Here is a 20,342-nt window from a genome sequence, read left to right as displayed (position 1 = left end):
GGAGTCATTGATATGAAAAAGCCGACTACTATTAATTTAAGATACGTAGGATTTCCTGATAATAACGTTCGGTTTCTTCGTATTGCGGCATATGACCAGACTCCTCAAACCAGATAATTTCCTTATTCGGAGCATCGAGCAACTCAAAATATTCCTCTGCCAATTGGAACGGTGCCGAATAATCATATCTTCCCAGAAAAAAGTATACCGGGATATCCACTTTCTTAACTAATTTACGTAGATCTGTCACCAACAGCTCCTGATGCAAGTGCTTCACACTAAACAACGAGCCTCTGAAAAAATTAATTTTATCCACAAGGCTGTATTCCGGTGCTGAAAAAATTGACTTGAAGATATCTTTTCCAGGTTTGTTATGAGTTTTACCGCCGAATTTTTCAAGCCATACTGAATACTTCCACAACCCCTTTGAAAAATGATTAAATGGCGGCCTGCCGATTGCCTCCAAATCATTTAGCGCTTTCTGATTACCAGTTTCTTTCGCCTTCCGCATCACATAATCATAAGAAACTATTAAGTTATCCAAAAGCCCCGTTACCTGTGCAACGCCAACATAGCTATTAAAATAATGTGGGTAACGGCTCACCATTAACATCCCAAGGATTGTTCCAAAAGAGTGGCCGTGAAGATAGAGCTTTTCCTCTTTCTTATTAAGCCGTTGTTGCAAAAACTGAATGAGTTCTTCTGCATCCGATAGAAACTGCTCCAAATTCATGGATTGAGGTTTAACATCTCTGCTATAGGATTTGGCTGCGCCGCGCTGGTCCCAATTAACGATGGTAAATTTCTTTTCCAGCGGCCCATTCAAAAGATGGGACAAATAGATTTCACTTTGGCCTGGTCCTCCATGAATCATCAGCAAGACTGGATTATCAATGTTTTCCTCGCGAATTAATACAGATTGCTCAACACCGCCAAGTTTTACTTTTTCCAAAACTGCAATGCTTCCTTCCTTTACCCTTCCCATTTCATCAATAATTGGCCTTTCTTTTACAAATAAATTCATACTTAATCTCTCCTTAGTAAAGATTGTTTATCCAATGTTGGATATTTGGCTAAACTTTTTCCAACCTTATTAGCCAAGGTTGGATATTCGTCAAAAAAATTATTTAAGTTTCTCCATCACGTTTCGAATCATCTCAATATCCGCATTAATATGCTGCAGCGTATTGTCAAAAGCAATATCCATAATTGGATTGTAAGCGCCGCTGGTTGCTTTATTAGCCTGCCCTAACTCCCACTCCCGCTTTGCCGCCTCTAATGTCCGTAAATTGTCCTCCAAAATTTTTATGGCTTCTTCTTTCGCCAACTGTCCAACCATTGCAAGCGATAGCATAAAATCGGATTTCAACGAATGCGGCTGGCTTCCGAGGTACTCTTTCAGTAACACAAAATACTCGGCCTCACCTTTTTCGGTAATTCCATATATTTTTCTAATTCGCGCTCCGGTACGTTCCTCTTTTACTGTTTCAATAATGCCTTCGTCTTCCATTTTATTAAGGGCATAATAAATCGACCCTGATAAGACATTGGCCCATTGATCGATTCTGCTTTCCTGGATAATCGTTTGAATTTCATAACCGTGCATAGGCTTATTTTTCAATAAGCCAAGGATGATTAATTTTGACATCTCTTCACCTCCAATATTTAATATTCAACCTTGGATATCCAAATCATAATATATACATATCCTGGAAGTCAAGACGCTGTTCCTAATTTTTTTTCAAAAAAAAAGGACCCTATACGTAACGTATAACGGGTTCCGTTAACTATCGCAAACATTAAAAATGATCATCTGCTGTATCTTGGTTGATTTGACAAGTTATGAAAAATAAACGGAAAAATTCCGGCTAAATTGGGAAATTCCCATATTTCCCTTAAAATAAGGGAAGCTTTTCCGCTTATATTATCAAAATCTTTGGATTTTGTGTTATTTAGAGCAGTTACCCGGAATATCTCCGTTTATTTTCTCTTCTTAAGCTCCCCTATATGGATTAGCCGGAAATTCTCCGCTTATGTATTCTCATACCAACACAAAAAACGATACAAAGAAGGAGGAAATGGTTCCAACTTCTTAATTCGCAATTAACAGCAAAATAGCAAGGGAATGAACCCTTGCTATTTCTAATGTTTTTTAATCTGATTAGCCTTACAAATTGCCCTGCATTTTATAGTGCAAAAAGGATTACTTTTTTTGCATCTTCCTGTGCAAAGTGACGTTTTGCGATAGGAAACGGAACCTATTACTATACGCGCCCTTGTTAATCTTTATCCTTTTCAATAAGCTTTAATCCTGAATCCTCGGGATTTTCCATGATATGCTTCAAAACAGACAGCCTGTTTGTCCAGAACTGGTCATAAAATTGTTTCAGTTCCTTTAAAGGTTCAGGCTGAAGCTGGTAGATTTTCTCCCTGCCCTGTTTGCGGCTCCGGACCAATTCTGCTTCAGAAAGAACTTGCAGATGCTTGGCGATGGCCGTGCGGCTAATCGAGAAATGTGATGTGATTTCCGAGATTGGCAGTTCTTTTTGGGCAAGAAGCTTTAATACTTCTCTCCGTGTCGGGTCGGCAATCGCTTGAAAGACATCATGCTTTTGTGCTGGTGCGGACACTTAGCCCTCCACGATCCGTTTTAATTTTTGCAGGATACCTTCCCAGCCGCCTGACATATTATCGCGGATAACAGAAGACTTCTGCCCAGCTTTGCCGATGATTTCGTCAGCTGCCTTCCAGCCGCCGTGGATTAACGTGAATTCGGTTTTGCCGCCTAGGTCATTTAAAATAAAAGAGGCAAACCAGCCTTCGGTATCCCAAGTAAATGAAAGCTTGTTTGGCGGGTCAAATTCGGTTACCTTGCAAGGAGATGGGCCAAACGGAGATTGCAAATGGAATTCATGGCCGATTTCCGGTTTAAAATCATTTGGCATGAACCATGCTGCGATCCCTTCAGCGGTGGATACCTGATCCCATACTTTTTGAATCGGTGCCTCGATAACAACAGATTTTTTGATATCTTCTAATGTATTTACCATGTGTTCTCCTACTTTCCTGCTAAAAATACAAAACCATTTGGTTTCACATTACGAATTATATAAAACCTTTTGGTTTCATGTCAATATATTATTTTTTCATAAGGTAGCTCTTTTTATGCAAAAAAATCTCTCCACTCATTGTGAAGAGACTCTTTTGCGAAAAATAACATGTTCCAGCAGAAGACACAGCAGCAACCCTACGATCAAGCCATTAGCCAAAATATTGCGCAGCCATGGTACCGCTGATGCAAAGCTTTCCGGCGGCAGGAACATCAAGCCGATGCCGACCATTAACGAAAGTCCGATAACCAACAAATTACGTTGTGAAGGCTCTTGCCCCATCAAATCACGAATCCCAAACCCCAGCATTTGTGAAAAGGGAATAAACAGGGACGCATAGGCCACTTCTAAAGGCAGCGTGGCTAAGAATGCGGCAATATACGGGAAAAAGGCTATTGCAATGATTAAGAGTGCGCCAATAATTACTGGGCGTTTCGCTTTAATTCCGGTTGTTGTAATAAATCCCGCTGATACGGACAATGGAACAACCCCGACAACCGAAAAAAGCCCGGATAAAACCAGATTAACCCCATTTCCGAAAATACCCTTTTGGTATTGAACGGGCTTAATTTCCTTCTCCAGCGCAATCCCGACTACTAAAATACTAGCAATGACATTGGAAATAAGCACAATCGAGGTGACGATGGAAGTCAAGACGATTCCCGTATCAAACTCCGGCATCCCCCAGCTAAGTGGCTTTGGCACCGAAAACCAGCCTGCTGGCTCGAATATTTTTCCGGGGTGGATGAGTCCGAGCGAATAAAACAATAGCCAGCCAACCATAATGCCAAAGAGCGGGCCCATGCTTTTTAATAGACCTTTGGCTTTTAAAGAGATCAGTAAAATAAGTATTATTTCCACTAAACATATGAAAGCAATTTTTCCATTCAATTGTCCGGTAGCAGTTACACCGAGAATGCTTTTGAAAAACGAACCGCTCAGCTGACTGACCAGTAAGATTAAATAAACACCGGTCACGATTGGAGTAAACAGATTACGGACTTTTTCAATAATCGGCAAAAATCCTAGAATAGCCAAAAAGATACCTGAAATGAGCAGCCCCATTTCCAATTGTTGCAGCAGCTGGCCTTGTTCACCAGGGGCGCTCATACTTCCCAGCAAAATAAAAATCGCCCACCACATACCCGCGGCCCCTTCAACCACTTGCATGCGGTGGCCAAAGAAAATCTGAATTAATGTGGCTGCCCCTGAAATAAGCAGCATTCTTTCCATGAAGCTAGCAATCTCCGCCGGAGACATCTGAAAGGCTGCACCCACTACTACAGGGACGGCAATCACGTTGGTTAACATAAAAATGGCCCATTGGACGCCTTGAATCCCCGATAAAAGGGTGCTGTCTTTTTGCCCAATTTCGTTCATAGATTAATCCTTCTTTCTATAACTCTTGTGAATCTAAAGATATCACAATTTCCTTGTACATTACATGGAAACTGTACCGGAAGGAAAAAAGCTAAATACGTCTCAGGTCTTAGGTAAAATTAAATCCCTGGTACATCGTGGAAAGACAAAGGATTTCTTATTCTAAATATAGAAGATGTAAGAAGAAAAGGGGATGTTAAAAATGAAGAGAATCTTAATACTTCTGCTGATTATTACCGGCTTATATATTGCCTTTAATCAAACAAATGTACTGGATGTTTTTAGCAGCAAAAAATATAAAAATGGGGAAGCAGCCATTACCAAAAATACGGAAGTCATTAAGGTGGATGTGGGCAGTGTCCGTACCACCATCATTCCGGAAGATCGGGCAAACTTGCGTGCAGAATATGAAGGAAAGCAAAAGCTGACTGTGAAGGAAAAGGGAGATGAAGTTGAGGTTAGCTTAAAGGGAAAATGGTTTAATTGGTTTAACTGGGGACCATCAAAAAGCAAACTGAAACTTTATATTCCGGAAGATTATGATCAGGATATGCTAATTGACCTTGGCTCTGGCAACCTAAATTTTTCCGGGTTATCTAAAAACAAACCAATGAAGTTGGAGAAACTATCGGTTGATATTGGCTCCGGGAATATGAACTTGACCAATCTTGAGGTAAAAGAGCTTTATCAAGATGTTTCATCTGGAAATGTTAATATCGATTTTATTAAAACAGAAAAAGGGATTTTTGATGTCAGTTCCGGCAATCTTGATATTGACCACTATACGGGCGGGATTGCTGCAGATGTTAGTTCTGGAAGATTGGCACTTCAAGTTGATAAGTTAACCGACAGTATTAAAATGGATATCAGCTCCGGGCTGGTTAATTTGAACTTACCTGATGATGCTGACTTTACCTTAAATGGCGATGTGAGCAGTGGCAAGATTTCCTGCAACCTGCCACTAAAGGATCAAGTACAGAATAAAGATATGATTCAGGGAAAATACGGGTCAGGCAAATATGCGATTGATCTGGATGTTTCAAGTGGGATCATAAATATTAAATAGAAAGCAGGGGGCAGTACTTTGTCAAGAAAGACAGTACTGCCCCCTGCTCCATTTTGCCATAAAAAAATAGTTTGTATCTCGAAATAAAAGGAGTAAAATAGATTTAGTTTTTACTAAATTTACTAGATTAAAGGAGCAGCATCTTGGACGCACAAACAAATAAGTATCAAGAACAAACTCTGTTTAGCATCTCTTGGCCTTTGTTAATAGAGTTGGCGCTCCATATGGGTGTGGGCATCATCGCCACTTTCATGTTGGGTCACTACTCGGATGAGGCCGCTGCTGGTGTAGGGGTTGCCAATCAGCTATTAAATATTTTTATTTTAATCTTTAACGTAACGTCAATTGGGGCCACGGTATTAATCAGTCAAAATCTTGGGGCCGGTCAACTGAATAAGGCCAGACAATTGTCTCGTTCTGTTTTCGGCTTAAACTTCTGGTTTGGCATCGTTGTCGCAATTATTGTTTTCTGCTTTGGTAAACAGATGTTAGGTTTATTCGACATTGATGGGAAAGTATTTGATTACGGACTCATCTTTATTCGGATTTGCGGCATCTCCCTATTCTTTGAGTCTATTTCTTTGGCGTTAAGCTCTGTTCTGCGCAGCTATGGCTACACGAAAGAATCCATGGTGGTTACAGTCGTAATGGATATCATTAGCATAGGCGGTAATATTCTTGCCATTTCCGGGATGTTCGGGCTGCCAATTACGGGAGTAACCGGGGTCTCCTGGTCGATTGTAGTGGCTAGAGCCTTTGCCGTTTGTGCACTAATTTACCTTGTTTATAATCGCTTAGCCTTAAACCTAACGATAAAGGATATTTTTAATGCTAAAAAAGAGGATATTAAAGGTCTGCTTTCCATCGGTATCCCCTCTGCCGGTGAGAATCTTTCCTATCAATTTTCGCAATTAGTGATTACAAGTTTTGTTGTTTCCATTGGGACATCATCACTGGCAGCCCGGGTATACATTCTGAATATTAGTATGGTTTGCTTCCTGTTTACGTTGGCTATTGCCCAAGGTACACAGCTGCTTGTCGCGCGCTATATTGGCGGGCGTCAGTTTGATCGGGCACTGCGCCGGGGAATCCGGACCCTTAAAATTGCTATGGTGGCATCATTGGTTACCTCTTTAATCATTGCTTTGATTGGTTCTCCGCTTTTGGAGGCTTTTACCGCCAACACAGAGATTATTGCGGTCGGAATTCCTGTTCTATGGGCGATTGTGTTTGTGGAGCCAGGAAGAGCGATGAATATCGTCTTAATGAGTTCACTTAAGTCTGCCGGTGATGTCCGTTTTCCGGTCGTGATTGGCATTCTGTCAATGTGGGGAGTCGCCGTTTCACTAAGTTACTTGCTTGGTGTTCATTACGGTCTTGGTCTGCTAGGCATATGGCTTGCCCAAGGTGCGGACGAATGGCTTCGCGGCTGTTTCGCCTTAAAACGCTGGGTAAGCAAGCCTTGGGAACGAATAAAGGGTTTGAAGTTAACTGCATAAAAATAGATGGCATTCCAATTATGGGATGCCATTTCTTTTATGAAGCAGGGGAAGGTTCTGTGCCTCATAGAAGCACAGAACCTTCCCCTGCTTCATACCGTATATTGCCGTATGTTTTTCTTTATGGAAGGAGATTACCAATGTACTACAACCCTTTTCATTATCCTATGGCTCCCCCCAGCCCTGTTTATCCAGCCTATACTGTCTATCCATATATCCCGACACGGTCTTATCCGCCGGTCGATACCAAAATATTCGAAAGCTCTGTTAAGTCATTTCGCCTGCTAATGGCACAAGGAAGTATTCTGTTAGACAGATTAGGGGATGTTTCCTTTGCTCGTAGGATCATGTCGGCCGCCCAGCAGGGAAATAATGCTGAGGTTGACCGCTTGATCAAATCCATTGGTTTAAAAATCCCGGTTGCGACCCAATTCACACCATCAGGAGTAATATTTGAACTCACCACCAAAACAACACAGGCTCAGCCAGTCAATTGCTGTACATTAGCCATCAACATGAAATGGGGCCAATGAAACAGGGGACGGTTCTAATCCAGCACAGAACCGTCCCCTGCTTCCGTTCTACTTGCGCTCAGGCAGCGTAAAATAGGATAAACGAATCTTAAATTGGTAATTTGGGAGGAAGGGTGTTGGGCATGGATAAGCATATTGAAATTGATTCTGTTTAGCTTACAATTCAAAAACATGGTATCCCAGTTAACACGGGATACCATTTTAATCTTTTACTAGAATTGCCTCCACTTCATCGGCAGGCAACGGCTTACTAAAGAAATACCCCTGGCCGGTTTCACAGGCGTTCTTTCTTAAAAACTCCAGTTGTTCTTTTGTTTCAATTCCCTCTGCAACCACACCAAAATGGAGGTTCATGCCCATATCAATAATCGTCTTTACCAGTGCCCCGTGACTTGTGTGATTGGATATTTCGTTAACAAACGATTTATCAATTTTTATATTATTAATGGGTAAATGGTTCAGATAACTTAAAGAGGAATACCCCGTGCCAAAATCATCAATGGAAAGAAGGACACCCAATTCCTTTAATTGGTGGAAGATAACAGATGAACGCTCCAGATTCTGCATAATACTCTCGGTAATTTCAAGCTCTAATATACTAGCATCAAGCTCAAACTCTTTCAAAACATTAGTGATATAGTTTATAAAATCATCATCCTCAAACTGTCGGACAGAAACATTTACCGCGATTGGAAAAATAGGTATTCCAGCATCTAACCATGTCTTTCTTTGCTTGCAGGCCTCTCGTAAAACCCATTTTCCAATCGGTACAATCAAGCCTGTTTCCTCAGCAAGCGGAATAAATTCAGCCGGAGAAATAAACCCATTCTCTGGGTGGTGCCAGCGGATTAGTGCTTCTATCCCGACTATTTCTCCAGTTGCCAGCGACACCTGTGGTTGATAATGGAGAATAAATTGGTCTTGCTCCAAGGCTTTCCGGAGGCTGTTTTCCAACTCCATTTTACGAACGGATAATCCATTTAAATTGGAAGAGTAAAATTGAAAGTTATTTTTCCCCCGCTCTTTTGCCTGATACATGGCTGTATCAGCGAATTTGATTAATGTTTCTTCATCTCTTCCATCATCTGGATAAATACTGATACCAATACTTGTGGTCACAAAAAATTCCTGTCCACCCACTTCAAAAGGAGCGGCGAATTCATTTAATATCCGACCGGCTGTTTCCCTGACCTTTTCCTTGCTGGTATCATCCAGCAGGATAATAAACTCATCACCACCCTGCCGTGAAACGAACCCTTCGTATGTGATGGCCGTTTCTATGCGGTTTGCCACTTTCTGAAGGATAAGGTCCCCAACGGTATGGCCTTTCGTGTCGTTAATAATCTTGAATCTGTCCAAATCCAAAAACAAAACAGCAAGCATTTTAGTTTTTTGATAGGCCAAGACATCGTTTAAATGCTGCCTAAAGCTGTTTCGATTGGGCAGGCCGGTAAGCGTATCGTAGTAGGCCATTGTTTTAATTGTTTTTTCCGCCTTTTTCCGCTCGGTTATATCCCTGCCAACAATTTGAATGGCAAATCTGCCTTCATAAAGAATAGGTGTCGACGCCATTTCTACATCGATTGTCTTTCCATCAAGCCGTTTCACTTGAAATTCAATACTCACTCTTTCCTGCACAGGATTATCAAAAGTACCGACTTTTTTCCTTATGGTCCTAATAAGACGAAATGGGACAAACTTCAATGGGGTTTGTCCGACTATCTCTTCATGAGAAGAAGCCCCCAGCAGCTTACAGCCCGCTTCGTTAATATATTCAATCTTTTCCAGGCTGACGACGGCAATAATATCTGGTGACATTTCAACTAAACTACGATAACGTCCTTCGCTTTCCTTGCGGTCGGTAATATCAAACAAAACACTATTAAAAAATACCATTTTACCGTTGCCATCGTTGGTTGGAAAACCCCGGTCCAAAATCCAGCGTACCTCTCCAGTAGGCCGAATAATCCGATATTCACTCGTTACAGCTTCGCCTTTGGTGAGGTCTTTTTCCCTTTCCATGATCACAGGGATATCATCAGGATAGATTACCTTTTTCCAAAGAGTCAGGTCGCGGTAGAAATCATCAGAAGAATACCCATATAATTTTTCAATTCCCTGCGTAATGAACAGGGTGTTTGTTTTCATATCATGAGACCAAATCGCAACATCAAGCGTATCATAGATATTTTTTAATCTTTGTTTGTCTTGGTTATACGCCACTTCTCTTTTATTTAAATCTTTTAATACGTAAATTAGAACTGGGCTCGTGATGAAAAGGATCATGATGGTGATTTGCTTTAGCAATGGTATATCCGGAAAAAAGTAGGAACCCGCTAGCTCGAATAGCTCTGAAAATAATAGCAGGCAAAATATAAGAATTGTCAGTTTATGATAATTTGTAAAGTACCTTTTCATAATTATTTCTCCTTGTCCCCACAAACTGTTAATTGATGAAGGATAATCTAAACATATCAGAAACTATCACATTGGACAATTGCATACAAAAAACTATTTTGACAACGCTTGCATTCCTTTTATTCCACCGACTAATAATATGTTGTTCATTAACTGTTATCCGCTTATTCCCTGTCAGCAAAAAAGACGATTCGGGATTGCCGAATCGTCTTTTCTTACTTAAGAAGATATACTCTTGATTCATAAGGCTTCAGTGTGAATTCTTTTCTTAATTTCTGTTCTTCAACATGATAATTGTTCAGAACCAGTTTAGAAGCAGAATAAGTGACGCTGGATGGAACTCTGAATCTTGTTGCGTTACTGCTGAAATTATTGATCACAATCGCTTGTTTGCCGCCCATCTTACGGATGTACACGAATAGCTTTGGATGATTAGGCAGCAACAATTCGTATGTGCCATAAACAAACAAAGGATTTTCTTTTCTTAGGGTAATTAATTTTTTATAGAAAGATAAAATCGAATCCGGATCGTTTAATTGTGCTTCCACATTAATTTCCGTGTAATTCGGATTTACTTTCATCCAAGTGCTGTCAGCTGTTGAAAATCCGGCCATATGACCAGCATCCCATTGCATCGGAGTACGTGAATTATCACGTCCTGTTTCCCAAATCACCTTCATCACTTCTTCGTGTGGACGCCCTTTACCTGTTTCAATCCGGTAATAATTGATCATGCCGACATCATCATAATCCTCAATGTTAGGGAATTGAACGTTTGTCATTCCGATTTCTTGACCTTGATAAATAAATGGAGTTCCTTTCATGAGGAAATAAAGGGCACCCAGCATTTTGGCACTTTCTTTCCAAAACCTCTGTTCATCTCCCCAACTGGACACCCGGCGCGTTTGGTCATGGTTCTCAATGTACAGCGCATTCCAGCCTCTGCCTTCTAAGCCAAGCTGCCATTTTGTCAGATTCTTTTTAAGCATAATGACATCAGTTGAGCCGTCCCCAGCCTTGTTCCAAAGTTTGAGAAATTCAAATTGAAAAATCATATCAAAATAACCGTTTTCTTCATTTACCCATTTATCGACATCGTCAATTCCGACTCCGTTCGCTTCCCCCACCGTCATCACATCATAATTTTTGAAGGTTTTGTTGGAGAGCTCCGTTAGGAAAGCATCAATGCCTTCCACGTTCATCATATAAGGGAAGCATGGTACATAGTCAAGCCCATCCGGGTTTGGCATATCCGGGAAGCCCGGTTCCTTTTTAATATGAGAAATGGCATCTACACGGAACCCATCAATTCCCTTATCCAGCCACCACTTGACCATATTATGAAGGGCATTCCTTACCTCCGGATTTTCCCAATTCAAATCAGGCTGCTTTGCTGAGAAAATATGCATGAAATACTGATCTGTTTGTTCATCATATTTCCAAGCCGGTCCGTTAAAAATCGACTCCCAGTTATTAGGCTCCTTGCCGTTTTTTCCATCCCGCCAAATATACCAATCACGCTTAGAATTATCTTTTGAAGAGCGTGACTCTACAAACCAAGGATGTTCATCACTCGTATGATTGATTACGAGGTCCAAAATTATTTTCATTCCCCGATTATGAACTCCCTCGAGCAGTTCATTAAAGTCGGCCATTGTGCCGAATTCATCCATAATATCTTGATAATCAGATATATCATAGCCATTATCATCGTTAGGTGATTTGAACATCGGAGATAACCAGATAACGTCGATTCCCAATTCTTTTAGATAATCTAATTTGCTCGTAACTCCTTTTAAATCCCCGATTCCATCCCCATTGCTATCCTTAAAGCTGCGGGGATAAACTTGATAGGCGACACTTTCTTTCCACCACTTTTTTGTCATGACGCACCTCTCATACCTACATTTGATTAGACTCACTCTATAAAAAGCCGGATATACACGTCCTAACTGAGCCCCGTATCTCCGGCTATTTCGTTCGCGCTAATAATCTTAATTATTTGATTGATCCCTGCATGACACCCTTGATAATTTGTTTTTGGCCAAGCATGTACATAATTAAGATTGGAATAACCGTCAAAAGAATCGCTGGAATTAGCAGTTCCCAGTTGTTCATATATGTTCCGTTGAATACTTTCATTTGAACAGGCATGGTATAAACACTTTCATTATTTAGGATTAAGGAAGGCAGCAAGTAGTCATTCCAAATCCATAAAACATTTAAAATGGCAATCGTTACTGTTATTGGCCTTAGCATCGGCAGAACAATCAAGAAAAAGGTTTGCAATGTGTTACATCCATCGATCCTGGCCGCTTCTTCGATTTCAAGCGGGATCGATTTAATAAATCCATGATACATAAAGATGGAAAGCGCGCTGCCAAAACCAATATAGAAGGCAATTAGTAATGGAATCGGTATCACATCAATCACTTGAAGCTTTGCTCCATAAATATGCATAAGCGGAATCATTAATGATTGGAACGGAATAACCATTGAGGCAACTAAAATGGTAAAAAATATTTTATTATATTTAGTTGGTTTTCTTACTAGGTGATAAGCTGACATCGCTGAAAAAAACACAATCAAAATTGTACTAATCGTTGTAATGAGGAATGTGTTTTTAAATGTAACGACAAAATTCATTTTTTCAATTACATCAGCAAATTGAGAGAAATTCCAGCTTGTTGGTAAAGAAAACGGATTGATCAGGATTTCCCCATTATCTTTAAACGAGTTGATGATTAGCAGATAAAAAGGGAATATAAAGCAAACTAATGCGATGATTGCAATGATATACGTGAAGATTGAAGAAATTATTTTTCGTTTTGCCATTATGCCTCAACCTCCATTTTCTTGCTGGAATAAACCTGAACACCGGTGACGATTGCTACGATAACGAATAAAATAATTGCCTCTGCTTGCCCTGTTCCGTAATTGGATTCAACAAAGGCCTTATTAACCACGTGCATTGAAACCATTTTCGTGCTGTCAAAAGGACCGCCTTTAGTGAGGGCAAAGTTCAAGTCATACACCATGAAGGCATTCTTCAGCGATAAGAACACAGTTACTACGAATGATGGCACCATTAACGGAAGAGTCACATTCATCAGCCTTCTCAATGGACCTGCCCCATCAATAGTGGATGCTTCGATCAAATCCCTTGGGATACTGATTAACCCTGCAATGAAAATAATCATCATATACCCGGATGTTTGCCAGATCGTAACAATGACAAGTGACCAGAAAGCCAAATCCGGATCGCCAAGCCAGCCTAGCTCCAGCCATTTAATCCCCAGTTTTTCTCCAATAGCCGGTAGTGATTGCACAAACACGAATTGCCAAATATATCCGAGCAATAACCCGCCAATTAAGTTTGGGGTAAAGTAGGCAGTTCTTAACGAGTTTTGAATTTTCATTCCCGAAGTAACGAGGTAAGCCAGCCCAAAACCTACTATATTCACGAAAAACACCGTGGCTAATACGAATTTAAGGGTTAACCAAAGCGATTCCCAGAAATCCTTATCATTCATTGCATTTACATAGTTAAATAGTCCTGAAAATACCATCGGGTCAGTTGGGTTACTCATTTTGAAGAGTGTCAGATAAATTCCATATAAGAATGGAATAATTACTGTCATCGCAAAAAATAACGTTGTCGGTCCCAGGAATAACAGCGAATTGCCCCAGTTGGCCAGTTTGCTTCCACGCTTCATTTTTTTCACATCCTGTCCTTATATTAAAAACAAGTGGGCGAGATCATCACTCCCCGCCCACTTCAGTGGTTTTTTTCATGTATCAATCAGATTAAGAATTACTTTTGATTTTTGAAGTTATCTTCAATGAATTTTGCTAATTCTTCTCTTTTTGATTCTTTAGCAATAAACTTCTGTACTTCAGGTCCTACTGTTGTAGACCACTCTGAAGCATTGATATAGTTCGTGCTGAATGGAACAGTCTTGCCTTGCTCAATGGCGTTACCGATGGCAACTCCAAGCGGGTTCGTTACTTTGTTTGAATTGTTCTTGAAGGCAGAAATAATCTGCGCTTTATTTACAACGAAATCTTGTCCTGCTTCATCATATACAAGCCATTCAAGAAATTTCTCAGCTGCATCCTGCTGCTCTTTTGAAGCCTTTTTATTGATAACAAAAACTTGCGTTGGACCAGCAGCGATTTTATTGTTCAATTCATTGTCAGGATTGTTGTCAACTGGTACCGGCATAAATCCAAACTTGGAACCTTCAAGAGCCTTCAAGGAGTCAAATGCCCAGTTACCGTTGAATAGAATAGCAGATTCACCACTACCAACAGCTACGTGCGCTGCGTCGTAGTATTGGCCAATTGGGCGATCGCCAAACTTGTTATATTCTTTTGAAGCTAATAGTTCCATAGTGTCATAGTAACCATTCCATACATCATTCTTGGAAAGGTCCTCTTTTCCAGCAGCCAATTTATCAGCTAGAGTAGTAGGATTTTCAGACTGATTTAAGAATAGTGAGCTATAGTGGTTACCTACAGACCAAGCTTCAGTTTGATAAGCTACTGGAGACTTAACACCAGATGCTTTGATCTTATCTAAAAGATCTTTAAATTTATCTCTTGTATTAGTGGAGAATGGATCAAAGCTTCCACCCACTGCTTTTTCTACTACTTGTTGGTTATAAACTAATCCCATGCCTTCTACTGCAAATGGGAAGCCAACTACTTTGCCGTCAGCGTCTTTTAGAGCTACGTCAGTTTCTTCATTCCATTTCTTGTCTGAAAGGTCAATGCCTACATCTTTGTATTTATGTAGTGCAGCGTATGGCTCAAACATAGCCAATGTAACCGTTTTCCCTGAAGACGTCAGTTTATCAAAAACATTAAGCGTATCGCCAACAGCAGTTGAATTCACTTCAATTTTAATGTCTGGATTCGCTTTCATAAAATCCTTTGCTGCTTGTTTGAACTGCGCATCAATTTCACCTTTAGCATTTGTGACGATGATATTGACCTTACCATCTTTTGATCCACTTGCTTCTTCAGTTGACTTTTCGCCACCACAGGCAGCCAATGAAAGTGTTAATGCCGCTGCAACACCAATTGCTGCAGATTTTTTCCAAAAACCTTTGATCCCCATATACTCATCTCCTTTATTTAAGAAAGCGTTCCCAATTCGGGAAAATATCTTGCCTACAGACCGATTATATGACAGAATATTTCCTAGGTCAATATATTTATTTCTTAAAAGTTTTCTACATTTCATTTAGCAAAATACATGTTCATATAAGGATGTGATCTAATGAAAATCACGCTTAAGGAGATTGCCAAAATGGCTGGTGTCTCAACATCAACGGTTTCAAGAGTCATCAATAACAGCAAGCCAGTTAACGAGGAAATCCGCAAGCGGGTATTAGATGTTTTAAAGGAAACAAATTATCTTCCCTTTGTTGCACAAAACCTGGCTTTACAGCAAGAAACGCCTTTAATTGGGGTAATCTGCCCGCAGTACAGCAACACAGTCCTGGATGATTTAATTGTAGGAATTAATCGAGTTTGCAAAATATATGGATACGACACTGTCATCGGGTTAACCGATAGTACCGAGGAAAATGAGAAACACTATATTGATTTATTTAGCAACGTTGTTTCCGTACAAGGAATCATATTCATGGGAAATCAATGGGATGAACAATTTTCAGAGATTACCAGGAAAAATGTTATCCCGGTTGTCCTAGCGGGGCAAATTTCCTCCAACCCTTTGATTCCGTCTGTGCATATTGACAATATCACTGCGTCTTATGAAGCCGTGACCTATCTAATTTTAAAGGGCCATCGGGACATTGCCATGATCCGGGCGAATACAGGTGAAACTGTCAGGGGAGATCGTTATAGAGGGTATCAGAACGCTCTCGCAGATGCGGGAATCCCTCTGGATGAAAGCATGGTTGCGGAGAGCAGTTTAACAATTGAAGGCGGAAGCAATGCTATGGCAGCTATACTTGAACGAGGCAAGCGGCCAACCGCTGTCTTTTGTTCTTCGGACTCGATGGCCATAGGGGCCATCAACTACCTGAACGACCGTGGCTTTCATGTTCCTGAGGATATTTCGGTATTTGGTTTTGATGGACTTGAAATTTCAAAATTAATGCGCCCGCGGTTATCAACAGTGGAATATTCAGCCGTTGAAATTGGGATGACAGCCACCAGAAATCTAATTAAACTTTGCAGGGGTGAGCATGAGCAAATAGCCCCACATATTAATGTGATTCATCATCTTGTCCCGCGTGAAAGCACTCAACCTCTTAATCCAGGTTTAAAATAGGTAATAGGATCTTAATCTTTCTCTTGAAGGTTAGATCCTTTTTTTATATAGAAAAAGCGTTCAATGCTTTTTGCTGCAACGAACGCTTTTCTTCTTAGACCATATATTGAGCAGTCTTGCCTTCTTCATCGAGATAATCGATAGTAGTCTTGTTTGTTTTTAAGTCCATAAATAACGTACAACTTTTCTGGCCCTTCTTCCACGAAAGACGGATTTCATCTTGGGCTGATTCCAATACTGTGAATCTCCCATTGAAGGCGTCATATTCATTCCTAAATCTGATGAGTTTCAATAGCCGTTGTACGACCTCTTTTCCAAGAGCTTGGTGTATTTCCTCAACACTATAATTGTGACGGTTGATTTCTCTGCCGTCCCCAGTTTTTTCCGCATTTTCATAATCATTTTCCCCAGCGAGCAGCCCTACATAATAAACTTGGGGAACACCAGGTGCAAAAAATTGAATCGCCCTGGCAGCAAGGTAGGCATCGTCATCACAGTTAAGTACTGAATAGTAGGTACCCCTAATTTGGTGGACATCAAAGCCATCTTCACCCTTATGCTCTTCCGATAGGATTAGGCTGAGGTTTGATCCCCTCTCCAGACAGACATCAACAATCTTTCTGGCCTCTTTCGTATCCATCAGGTCATCGAGATCCGGCTTAACTGGGATGCCGTCATGACAATCGAGCATCGTAAATTGCTTGTGCGGGCGAGTATTAAGATAATCCTTTAGTGCCTCACTATTCTTGTTAATTAAAGTTTCGAGAACTCTGAATGGCAATATAAAGTCATAAATCCAGCAGCCATAGTCGGCCAGTTTGTATTGGATGCTGTAATGACTATGAACTTCAGGCAGTAATTCAATCTCCAATGAATCTGCCAATCCCTTTATCCAATCTAGGAACATATAAATTTCCGGTTCAACAAAGAAACAGCTGGTTCCCAGTTTTTTAATGACATAACCCACCGCATCCAGCCGGACAATTTTTACATTTTGTTTTTTAAAATTGGTAAAATACTCTGTTAGCAGTTGTTTTACTTTGCTTGAGTGAATATCCAAATCAATTTGCTCGGACGGATCCGTTTTTCCAAACGTCGTCCAGACCCTCTCTTCTTTCCCTGTTTCCTCGATGGTAAAAGTGGAATAGGGCTTTTGACGGCGCAGAAACATTTTATCAATATCATCTTGAACAGGGCTCCCATCCTCCCAAAACTTGTCCAAAGTAATAAAAAGGTCGGCAAATTCCGATTCTCTGCCTTTTTTAAGAAAGTCCTGAAAATATTCCGACTGCTGGGAAATATGGTTTACCATCAAATCGACCAACACATCGAAATTTTCCCCGATGGCTCTAATATCCTCCCATGAGCCAAAGGCCGGCTCTATTTCCAAATAGGTTTTTGGAGCAAACCCCCTATCGCCTGAGGAAGGGAACGGCGGCAATATATGAACCCCGCCTTTAAAAATATCGAAAAAATATTTTAGCAGTATTTCATTGAGAGTCTTTAAATCCCCTCCTAAAGAATCCGGATAGGTAATCAGTTGTACTTGATTTTTCACTGCCATGGTGTACTCCCCCTATAGATGATACATTTCTTCGATTGCTTCTAGTTTCGGCAAATCGGTAACAGCACCAGCAAACTTTAGCTTATAGGCACTAACTGCCATCCCCAAGGATAGGGCTTGTTTTATGGAATAGCCTTTTATGATAGCGCTATAAAATCCTGACCAGAAAGCGTCTCCGGCCCCCGTCGTATCAACTACCTGTGTTGCCAGAGTATCCAGTTTGATTGTTTCTTCCCCGTTCGAAACGATAGCACCTTCCTTGCCCAAGGTCATGATGACAAGCTTTGCTCCAAGATCGAGAAACTTCTTCAATTGATTGTCATGTGTATCTTGTCCAAATAATCTCTCCGCATCATCTTCAGAAGGTTTTACAATATCAATCTTGCTGATAATGGACTTTACATACTCCACACCATCTTCGTCCTTTCCCCAAATCATTGGATGATAATTGGGATCAAAACAGACCAATGCAGCATTTTTTCTAGCTGTTTGTATTGCGATTTCGATGGTGTCACGGGCCGGTTTCCTAGATATTGGCCAGCAAGAAAAGTGAACAATTTTCGTATGGGTGAGTGCTTCTTCAAGCTTTGAAGTGTAAGCCAAATGGAAGTCTGCACCACGATAAAAAATCGGCACTGGTGTTGATTTACTCTTTGTTACCACCACCATGCTGGTTGAATCTTTTACCTGCTGAACTAGGCTCGTATCAATTCCAGCATTATGCAGGTAATTGATTAAAAACTTTCCGAATCCATCTTCCCCAACCGCTGATGCAACCTGCGAGGAAATGCCTAATTTCTTCACATTCATAGCAATATTAGATGGGGATCCCCCGAAAAACTTATGATATGTATTACTTTCAAAATCATCATAGTCTGCCGATATCATATCGATAAGAAGCTCTCCAACCGTCAAGACATCATTATTTTTATCGGCAAATTCAATTTTTTCATCCAGCCTCAGCATAATTGGCCTCCTGATTTACTATTAAATGCACTCTATCCATGATAATTCATTTTTTTATTAAAAAATAGTAAGTTTGTCACCTAGATACAAAAAGGACCCTTCACGATTGGGAAGGGTCCATCCTTTTAATCTTCTTTATCCGGAGTATTTACCATAATTCCGGCCACTTGGGTTAAACGGTCATAGAACGCGAGACCTGCAGGGTTTTGATCAAGACCAATTTCATGAAATGCTTCTTTCATGCAGCGAAGCCAGCATTTGGCTCTTCTTGGCGTAACTTCAAATGGAAGATGACGATGCTGCATCGCAGGCGGGCCGAATTCCTGGCTGTAGAGTGCCGGGCCTCCCAAGAATTGCGGCAGGAACATTCGCTGTTTACGTTTGATTTCTTCCATATCCCCTACAAATAATGGAGCCAATTCAGGATCGGCATAGACACGCGGATAAAAGGCATCGACAAGTTTATCAATCGTCTCCTGTCCGCCAATTTCTGTATAAAGTGATCTAAATGGAATATCCAACTTATTCACCATCCCTTGTTTATTTTCCCCTATAATTAAAACATTATAAAGGTTTGTTAGATGGTGTTTTGTGATATAAATCACGCTCAGGAGAGTTTTACACCATTTTCCATGTTTATTTAAGCTGCCTGTGGCAACTTCTTCCCGGCATTGTGCTATCCTAAAATACTATACGGGGTCGTGAATGAAGAGGTGAGAAAATGAATAAAGCCTGGATATTTGTCGCTTTGACCTGTTTGTTTGAATTGTTATGGGTGTACGGGTTTAATACTGCGGAAACGTGGTGGCAATGGGGGATTGTTATCACGATTATTTTAATCGATTTTCACTTTCTGCCTGAGGCGTGCAAAACGCTTCCTACCGGTACGGTTTATGCCATTTTTTCAGGAGTAGGCACGATTGGAACGGTGTTGATGGATGTATTTTTGTTCGACGGGTCCATCGGTATGGGTAAACTCTTTTTTATGTTACTTATTGTGATAGGCGTTATTGGCTTGAACTTGGCGGACAATAGGGATGATGAAAATGCATTAAAGGGGGCTGCCTAAAGATGGGCTGGTTGTTTGTCCTGTTAGCCGGAACAGCTGAAATTGTTGGGGCAGCCGGCTTGAAATTATACAGTCAAATGAAATCACTGCGCAATGGCGTGCTATATATCGGTGGCTTTACCGCTTCCTTTCTTCTTTTGTATCACTCGTTTAATTATTTGCAAGTAAGCATCGCCTATGCGATTTGGATTGGGATTGGTACGGCTGGTGCAGTGCTGATTAATATGTATTTGTTCGGGGAATCGAAAAACATAGGCCGGTTAATAAGTGTAGTGCTGATAATTATCGGTGTGATTGGGCTGCGGACGCTGGGGTAAGGGGTATTTCTTTCATTGGCGGCATTTTTGCTGGGTCCGCTATCAGTTTTGTTGCCAATAGCCCTTATTGGCAGCATTTCTGCCGGTTTCGCTATCAGTTTTGCCGCCAATAG

The 20,342-nt window shown here is 40.7% G+C and carries 19 protein-coding genes; 6 read left to right on the top strand and 13 right to left on the bottom strand.

Translation table 11 applies throughout. From position 1 onward, the window contains the following. Window positions 1-31: 31 nt before the first annotated feature. The 5 genes from ACZ43M_RS05655 to ACZ43M_RS05635 all read right to left on the bottom strand — a co-directional run bounded on the left by ACZ43M_RS05655 (window position 32) and on the right by ACZ43M_RS05635 (window position 4,490). A complete protein-coding gene (locus ACZ43M_RS05655; protein WP_464506443.1) occupies window positions 32-1,024 on the bottom strand; it encodes an alpha/beta fold hydrolase in 993 nt (330 codons plus the stop codon). A gap of 99 nt (window positions 1,025-1,123) precedes the next feature. Next, window positions 1,124-1,648: a PadR family transcriptional regulator gene (locus ACZ43M_RS05650; RefSeq protein WP_464506442.1), complete on the bottom strand. Its 525-nt coding sequence runs from the start codon at window positions 1,646-1,648 to the stop codon at window positions 1,124-1,126. Window positions 1,649-2,279: 631 nt separating this feature from the next. Further along, window positions 2,280-2,630, bottom strand: a complete 351-nt coding sequence (locus ACZ43M_RS05645; RefSeq protein WP_464506441.1) for an ArsR/SmtB family transcription factor — start codon at window positions 2,628-2,630, stop codon at window positions 2,280-2,282. Beyond that, a complete protein-coding gene (locus ACZ43M_RS05640; RefSeq protein WP_464506440.1) occupies window positions 2,631-3,050 on the bottom strand; it encodes an SRPBCC family protein in 420 nt (139 codons plus the stop codon). A 135-nt stretch (window positions 3,051-3,185) separates the two neighbouring features. Continuing rightward, window positions 3,186-4,490: a purine/pyrimidine permease gene (locus ACZ43M_RS05635; protein WP_464506439.1), complete on the bottom strand. Its 1,305-nt coding sequence runs from the start codon at window positions 4,488-4,490 to the stop codon at window positions 3,186-3,188. A gap of 202 nt (window positions 4,491-4,692) precedes the next feature. Here ACZ43M_RS05635 and liaG point away from each other — a divergent pair, with 202 nt between their 5' ends. The 3 genes from liaG to ACZ43M_RS05620 all read left to right on the top strand — a co-directional run bounded on the left by liaG (window position 4,693) and on the right by ACZ43M_RS05620 (window position 7,588). Continuing rightward, window positions 4,693-5,556 carry a LiaG family protein gene (liaG, locus tag ACZ43M_RS05630; protein WP_464506438.1) on the top strand — a complete coding sequence of 288 codons (864 nt, stop codon included), beginning with the start codon at window positions 4,693-4,695 and terminating at the stop codon, window positions 5,554-5,556. Window positions 5,557-5,699: 143 nt separating this feature from the next. Next, entirely contained in the window at window positions 5,700-7,055 is a 1,356-nt protein-coding gene (locus tag ACZ43M_RS05625; RefSeq protein WP_464506437.1) for an MATE family efflux transporter, read from the top strand. A gap of 140 nt (window positions 7,056-7,195) precedes the next feature. Next, window positions 7,196-7,588, top strand: coding sequence for a hypothetical protein (locus tag ACZ43M_RS05620; protein ID WP_464506436.1), 393 nt, complete (start codon window positions 7,196-7,198; stop codon window positions 7,586-7,588). A gap of 201 nt (window positions 7,589-7,789) precedes the next feature. Here ACZ43M_RS05620 and ACZ43M_RS05615 read toward each other — a convergent pair whose 3' ends face one another. The 5 genes from ACZ43M_RS05615 to ACZ43M_RS05595 all read right to left on the bottom strand — a co-directional run bounded on the left by ACZ43M_RS05615 (window position 7,790) and on the right by ACZ43M_RS05595 (window position 15,128). Continuing rightward, window positions 7,790-10,006, bottom strand: a complete 2,217-nt coding sequence (locus ACZ43M_RS05615; RefSeq protein WP_464506435.1) for a sensor domain-containing protein — start codon at window positions 10,004-10,006, stop codon at window positions 7,790-7,792. Between the two features lie 215 nt (window positions 10,007-10,221). Beyond that, on the bottom strand, window positions 10,222-11,892 hold the full coding sequence (locus ACZ43M_RS05610; protein ID WP_464506434.1) for a glycoside hydrolase family 13 protein: 1,671 nt from the start codon (window positions 11,890-11,892) through the stop codon (window positions 10,222-10,224). Between the two features lie 112 nt (window positions 11,893-12,004). After that, window positions 12,005-12,841, bottom strand: coding sequence for a carbohydrate ABC transporter permease (locus ACZ43M_RS05605; RefSeq protein WP_464506433.1), 837 nt, complete (start codon window positions 12,839-12,841; stop codon window positions 12,005-12,007). Continuing rightward, window positions 12,841-13,722 carry a carbohydrate ABC transporter permease gene (locus tag ACZ43M_RS05600; RefSeq protein ID WP_464506432.1) on the bottom strand — a complete coding sequence of 294 codons (882 nt, stop codon included), beginning with the start codon at window positions 13,720-13,722 and terminating at the stop codon, window positions 12,841-12,843. Before ACZ43M_RS05600 ends, ACZ43M_RS05605 begins: the two co-directional genes overlap by 1 nt. Before the next feature lie 98 nt (window positions 13,723-13,820). Beyond that, on the bottom strand, window positions 13,821-15,128 hold the full coding sequence (locus ACZ43M_RS05595; RefSeq protein ID WP_464506431.1) for an ABC transporter substrate-binding protein: 1,308 nt from the start codon (window positions 15,126-15,128) through the stop codon (window positions 13,821-13,823). Window positions 15,129-15,290: 162 nt separating this feature from the next. Here ACZ43M_RS05595 and ACZ43M_RS05590 point away from each other — a divergent pair, with 162 nt between their 5' ends. Next, the gene (locus ACZ43M_RS05590) at window positions 15,291-16,313 is read left to right on the top strand and encodes a LacI family DNA-binding transcriptional regulator (RefSeq protein ID WP_464506430.1); all 1,023 of its coding nucleotides are present in this window, start codon (window positions 15,291-15,293) and stop codon (window positions 16,311-16,313) included. A 94-nt stretch (window positions 16,314-16,407) separates the two neighbouring features. Here the strand turns inward: ACZ43M_RS05590 and gtfA are convergent, their stop codons facing one another. The 3 genes from gtfA to ACZ43M_RS05575 all read right to left on the bottom strand — a co-directional run bounded on the left by gtfA (window position 16,408) and on the right by ACZ43M_RS05575 (window position 19,376). Continuing rightward, complete coding sequence (gene gtfA, locus ACZ43M_RS05585; RefSeq protein ID WP_464506429.1) at window positions 16,408-17,877, bottom strand: sucrose phosphorylase; 1,470 nt, start codon at window positions 17,875-17,877, stop codon at window positions 16,408-16,410. 12 nt (window positions 17,878-17,889) lie between these two features. Then, the gene (locus tag ACZ43M_RS05580) at window positions 17,890-18,843 is read right to left on the bottom strand and encodes a carbohydrate kinase family protein (protein WP_464506428.1); all 954 of its coding nucleotides are present in this window, start codon (window positions 18,841-18,843) and stop codon (window positions 17,890-17,892) included. Window positions 18,844-18,968: 125 nt separating this feature from the next. Continuing rightward, window positions 18,969-19,376 carry a globin domain-containing protein gene (locus tag ACZ43M_RS05575; protein WP_464506427.1) on the bottom strand — a complete coding sequence of 136 codons (408 nt, stop codon included), beginning with the start codon at window positions 19,374-19,376 and terminating at the stop codon, window positions 18,969-18,971. A gap of 188 nt (window positions 19,377-19,564) precedes the next feature. Here ACZ43M_RS05575 and ACZ43M_RS05570 point away from each other — a divergent pair, with 188 nt between their 5' ends. Beyond that, complete coding sequence (locus ACZ43M_RS05570) at window positions 19,565-19,912, top strand: DMT family transporter (RefSeq protein WP_464506426.1); 348 nt, start codon at window positions 19,565-19,567, stop codon at window positions 19,910-19,912. 2 nt (window positions 19,913-19,914) lie between these two features. Further along, window positions 19,915-20,229 carry a DMT family transporter gene (locus ACZ43M_RS05565; protein ID WP_464506425.1) on the top strand — a complete coding sequence of 105 codons (315 nt, stop codon included), beginning with the start codon at window positions 19,915-19,917 and terminating at the stop codon, window positions 20,227-20,229. The last annotated feature ends 113 nt before the right edge of the window (window positions 20,230-20,342 follow it).

This window comes from Neobacillus sp. B24 (genome assembly GCF_055381825.1).
The sequence above is the reverse complement of the archived record's forward strand: the minus strand, read 5'-3'. Positions and strand labels throughout refer to the sequence as shown.

What these genes read in the sequence shown, in the direction of transcription:
- ACZ43M_RS05655 (WP_464506443.1), bottom strand. Translation starts at nt 1,024, where the DNA reads ATGAATTTATTTGTAAAAGAAAGGCCAATTATTGATGAAATGGGAAGG.
- liaG (WP_464506438.1), top strand. Translation starts at nt 4,693, where the DNA reads ATGAAGAGAATCTTAATACTTCTGCTGATTATTACCGGCTTATATATT.
- ACZ43M_RS05605 (WP_464506433.1), bottom strand. Translation starts at nt 12,841, where the DNA reads ATGGCAAAACGAAAAATAATTTCTTCAATCTTCACGTATATCATTGCA.
- ACZ43M_RS05580 (WP_464506428.1), bottom strand. Translation starts at nt 18,843, where the DNA reads ATGCTGAGGCTGGATGAAAAAATTGAATTTGCCGATAAAAATAATGAT.
- ACZ43M_RS05565 (WP_464506425.1), top strand. Translation starts at nt 19,915, where the DNA reads ATGGGCTGGTTGTTTGTCCTGTTAGCCGGAACAGCTGAAATTGTTGGG.
- ACZ43M_RS05595 (WP_464506431.1), bottom strand. Translation starts at nt 15,128, where the DNA reads ATGGGGATCAAAGGTTTTTGGAAAAAATCTGCAGCAATTGGTGTTGCA.
- ACZ43M_RS05590 (WP_464506430.1), top strand. Translation starts at nt 15,291, where the DNA reads ATGAAAATCACGCTTAAGGAGATTGCCAAAATGGCTGGTGTCTCAACA.
- ACZ43M_RS05575 (WP_464506427.1), bottom strand. Translation starts at nt 19,376, where the DNA reads ATGGTGAATAAGTTGGATATTCCATTTAGATCACTTTATACAGAAATT.
- ACZ43M_RS05615 (WP_464506435.1), bottom strand. Translation starts at nt 10,006, where the DNA reads ATGAAAAGGTACTTTACAAATTATCATAAACTGACAATTCTTATATTT.
- ACZ43M_RS05610 (WP_464506434.1), bottom strand. Translation starts at nt 11,892, where the DNA reads ATGACAAAAAAGTGGTGGAAAGAAAGTGTCGCCTATCAAGTTTATCCC.
- ACZ43M_RS05635 (WP_464506439.1), bottom strand. Translation starts at nt 4,490, where the DNA reads ATGAACGAAATTGGGCAAAAAGACAGCACCCTTTTATCGGGGATTCAA.
- gtfA (WP_464506429.1), bottom strand. Translation starts at nt 17,877, where the DNA reads ATGGCAGTGAAAAATCAAGTACAACTGATTACCTATCCGGATTCTTTA.
- ACZ43M_RS05640 (WP_464506440.1), bottom strand. Translation starts at nt 3,050, where the DNA reads ATGGTAAATACATTAGAAGATATCAAAAAATCTGTTGTTATCGAGGCA.
- ACZ43M_RS05650 (WP_464506442.1), bottom strand. Translation starts at nt 1,648, where the DNA reads ATGTCAAAATTAATCATCCTTGGCTTATTGAAAAATAAGCCTATGCAC.
- ACZ43M_RS05620 (WP_464506436.1), top strand. Translation starts at nt 7,196, where the DNA reads ATGTACTACAACCCTTTTCATTATCCTATGGCTCCCCCCAGCCCTGTT.
- ACZ43M_RS05600 (WP_464506432.1), bottom strand. Translation starts at nt 13,722, where the DNA reads ATGAAGCGTGGAAGCAAACTGGCCAACTGGGGCAATTCGCTGTTATTC.
- ACZ43M_RS05570 (WP_464506426.1), top strand. Translation starts at nt 19,565, where the DNA reads ATGAATAAAGCCTGGATATTTGTCGCTTTGACCTGTTTGTTTGAATTG.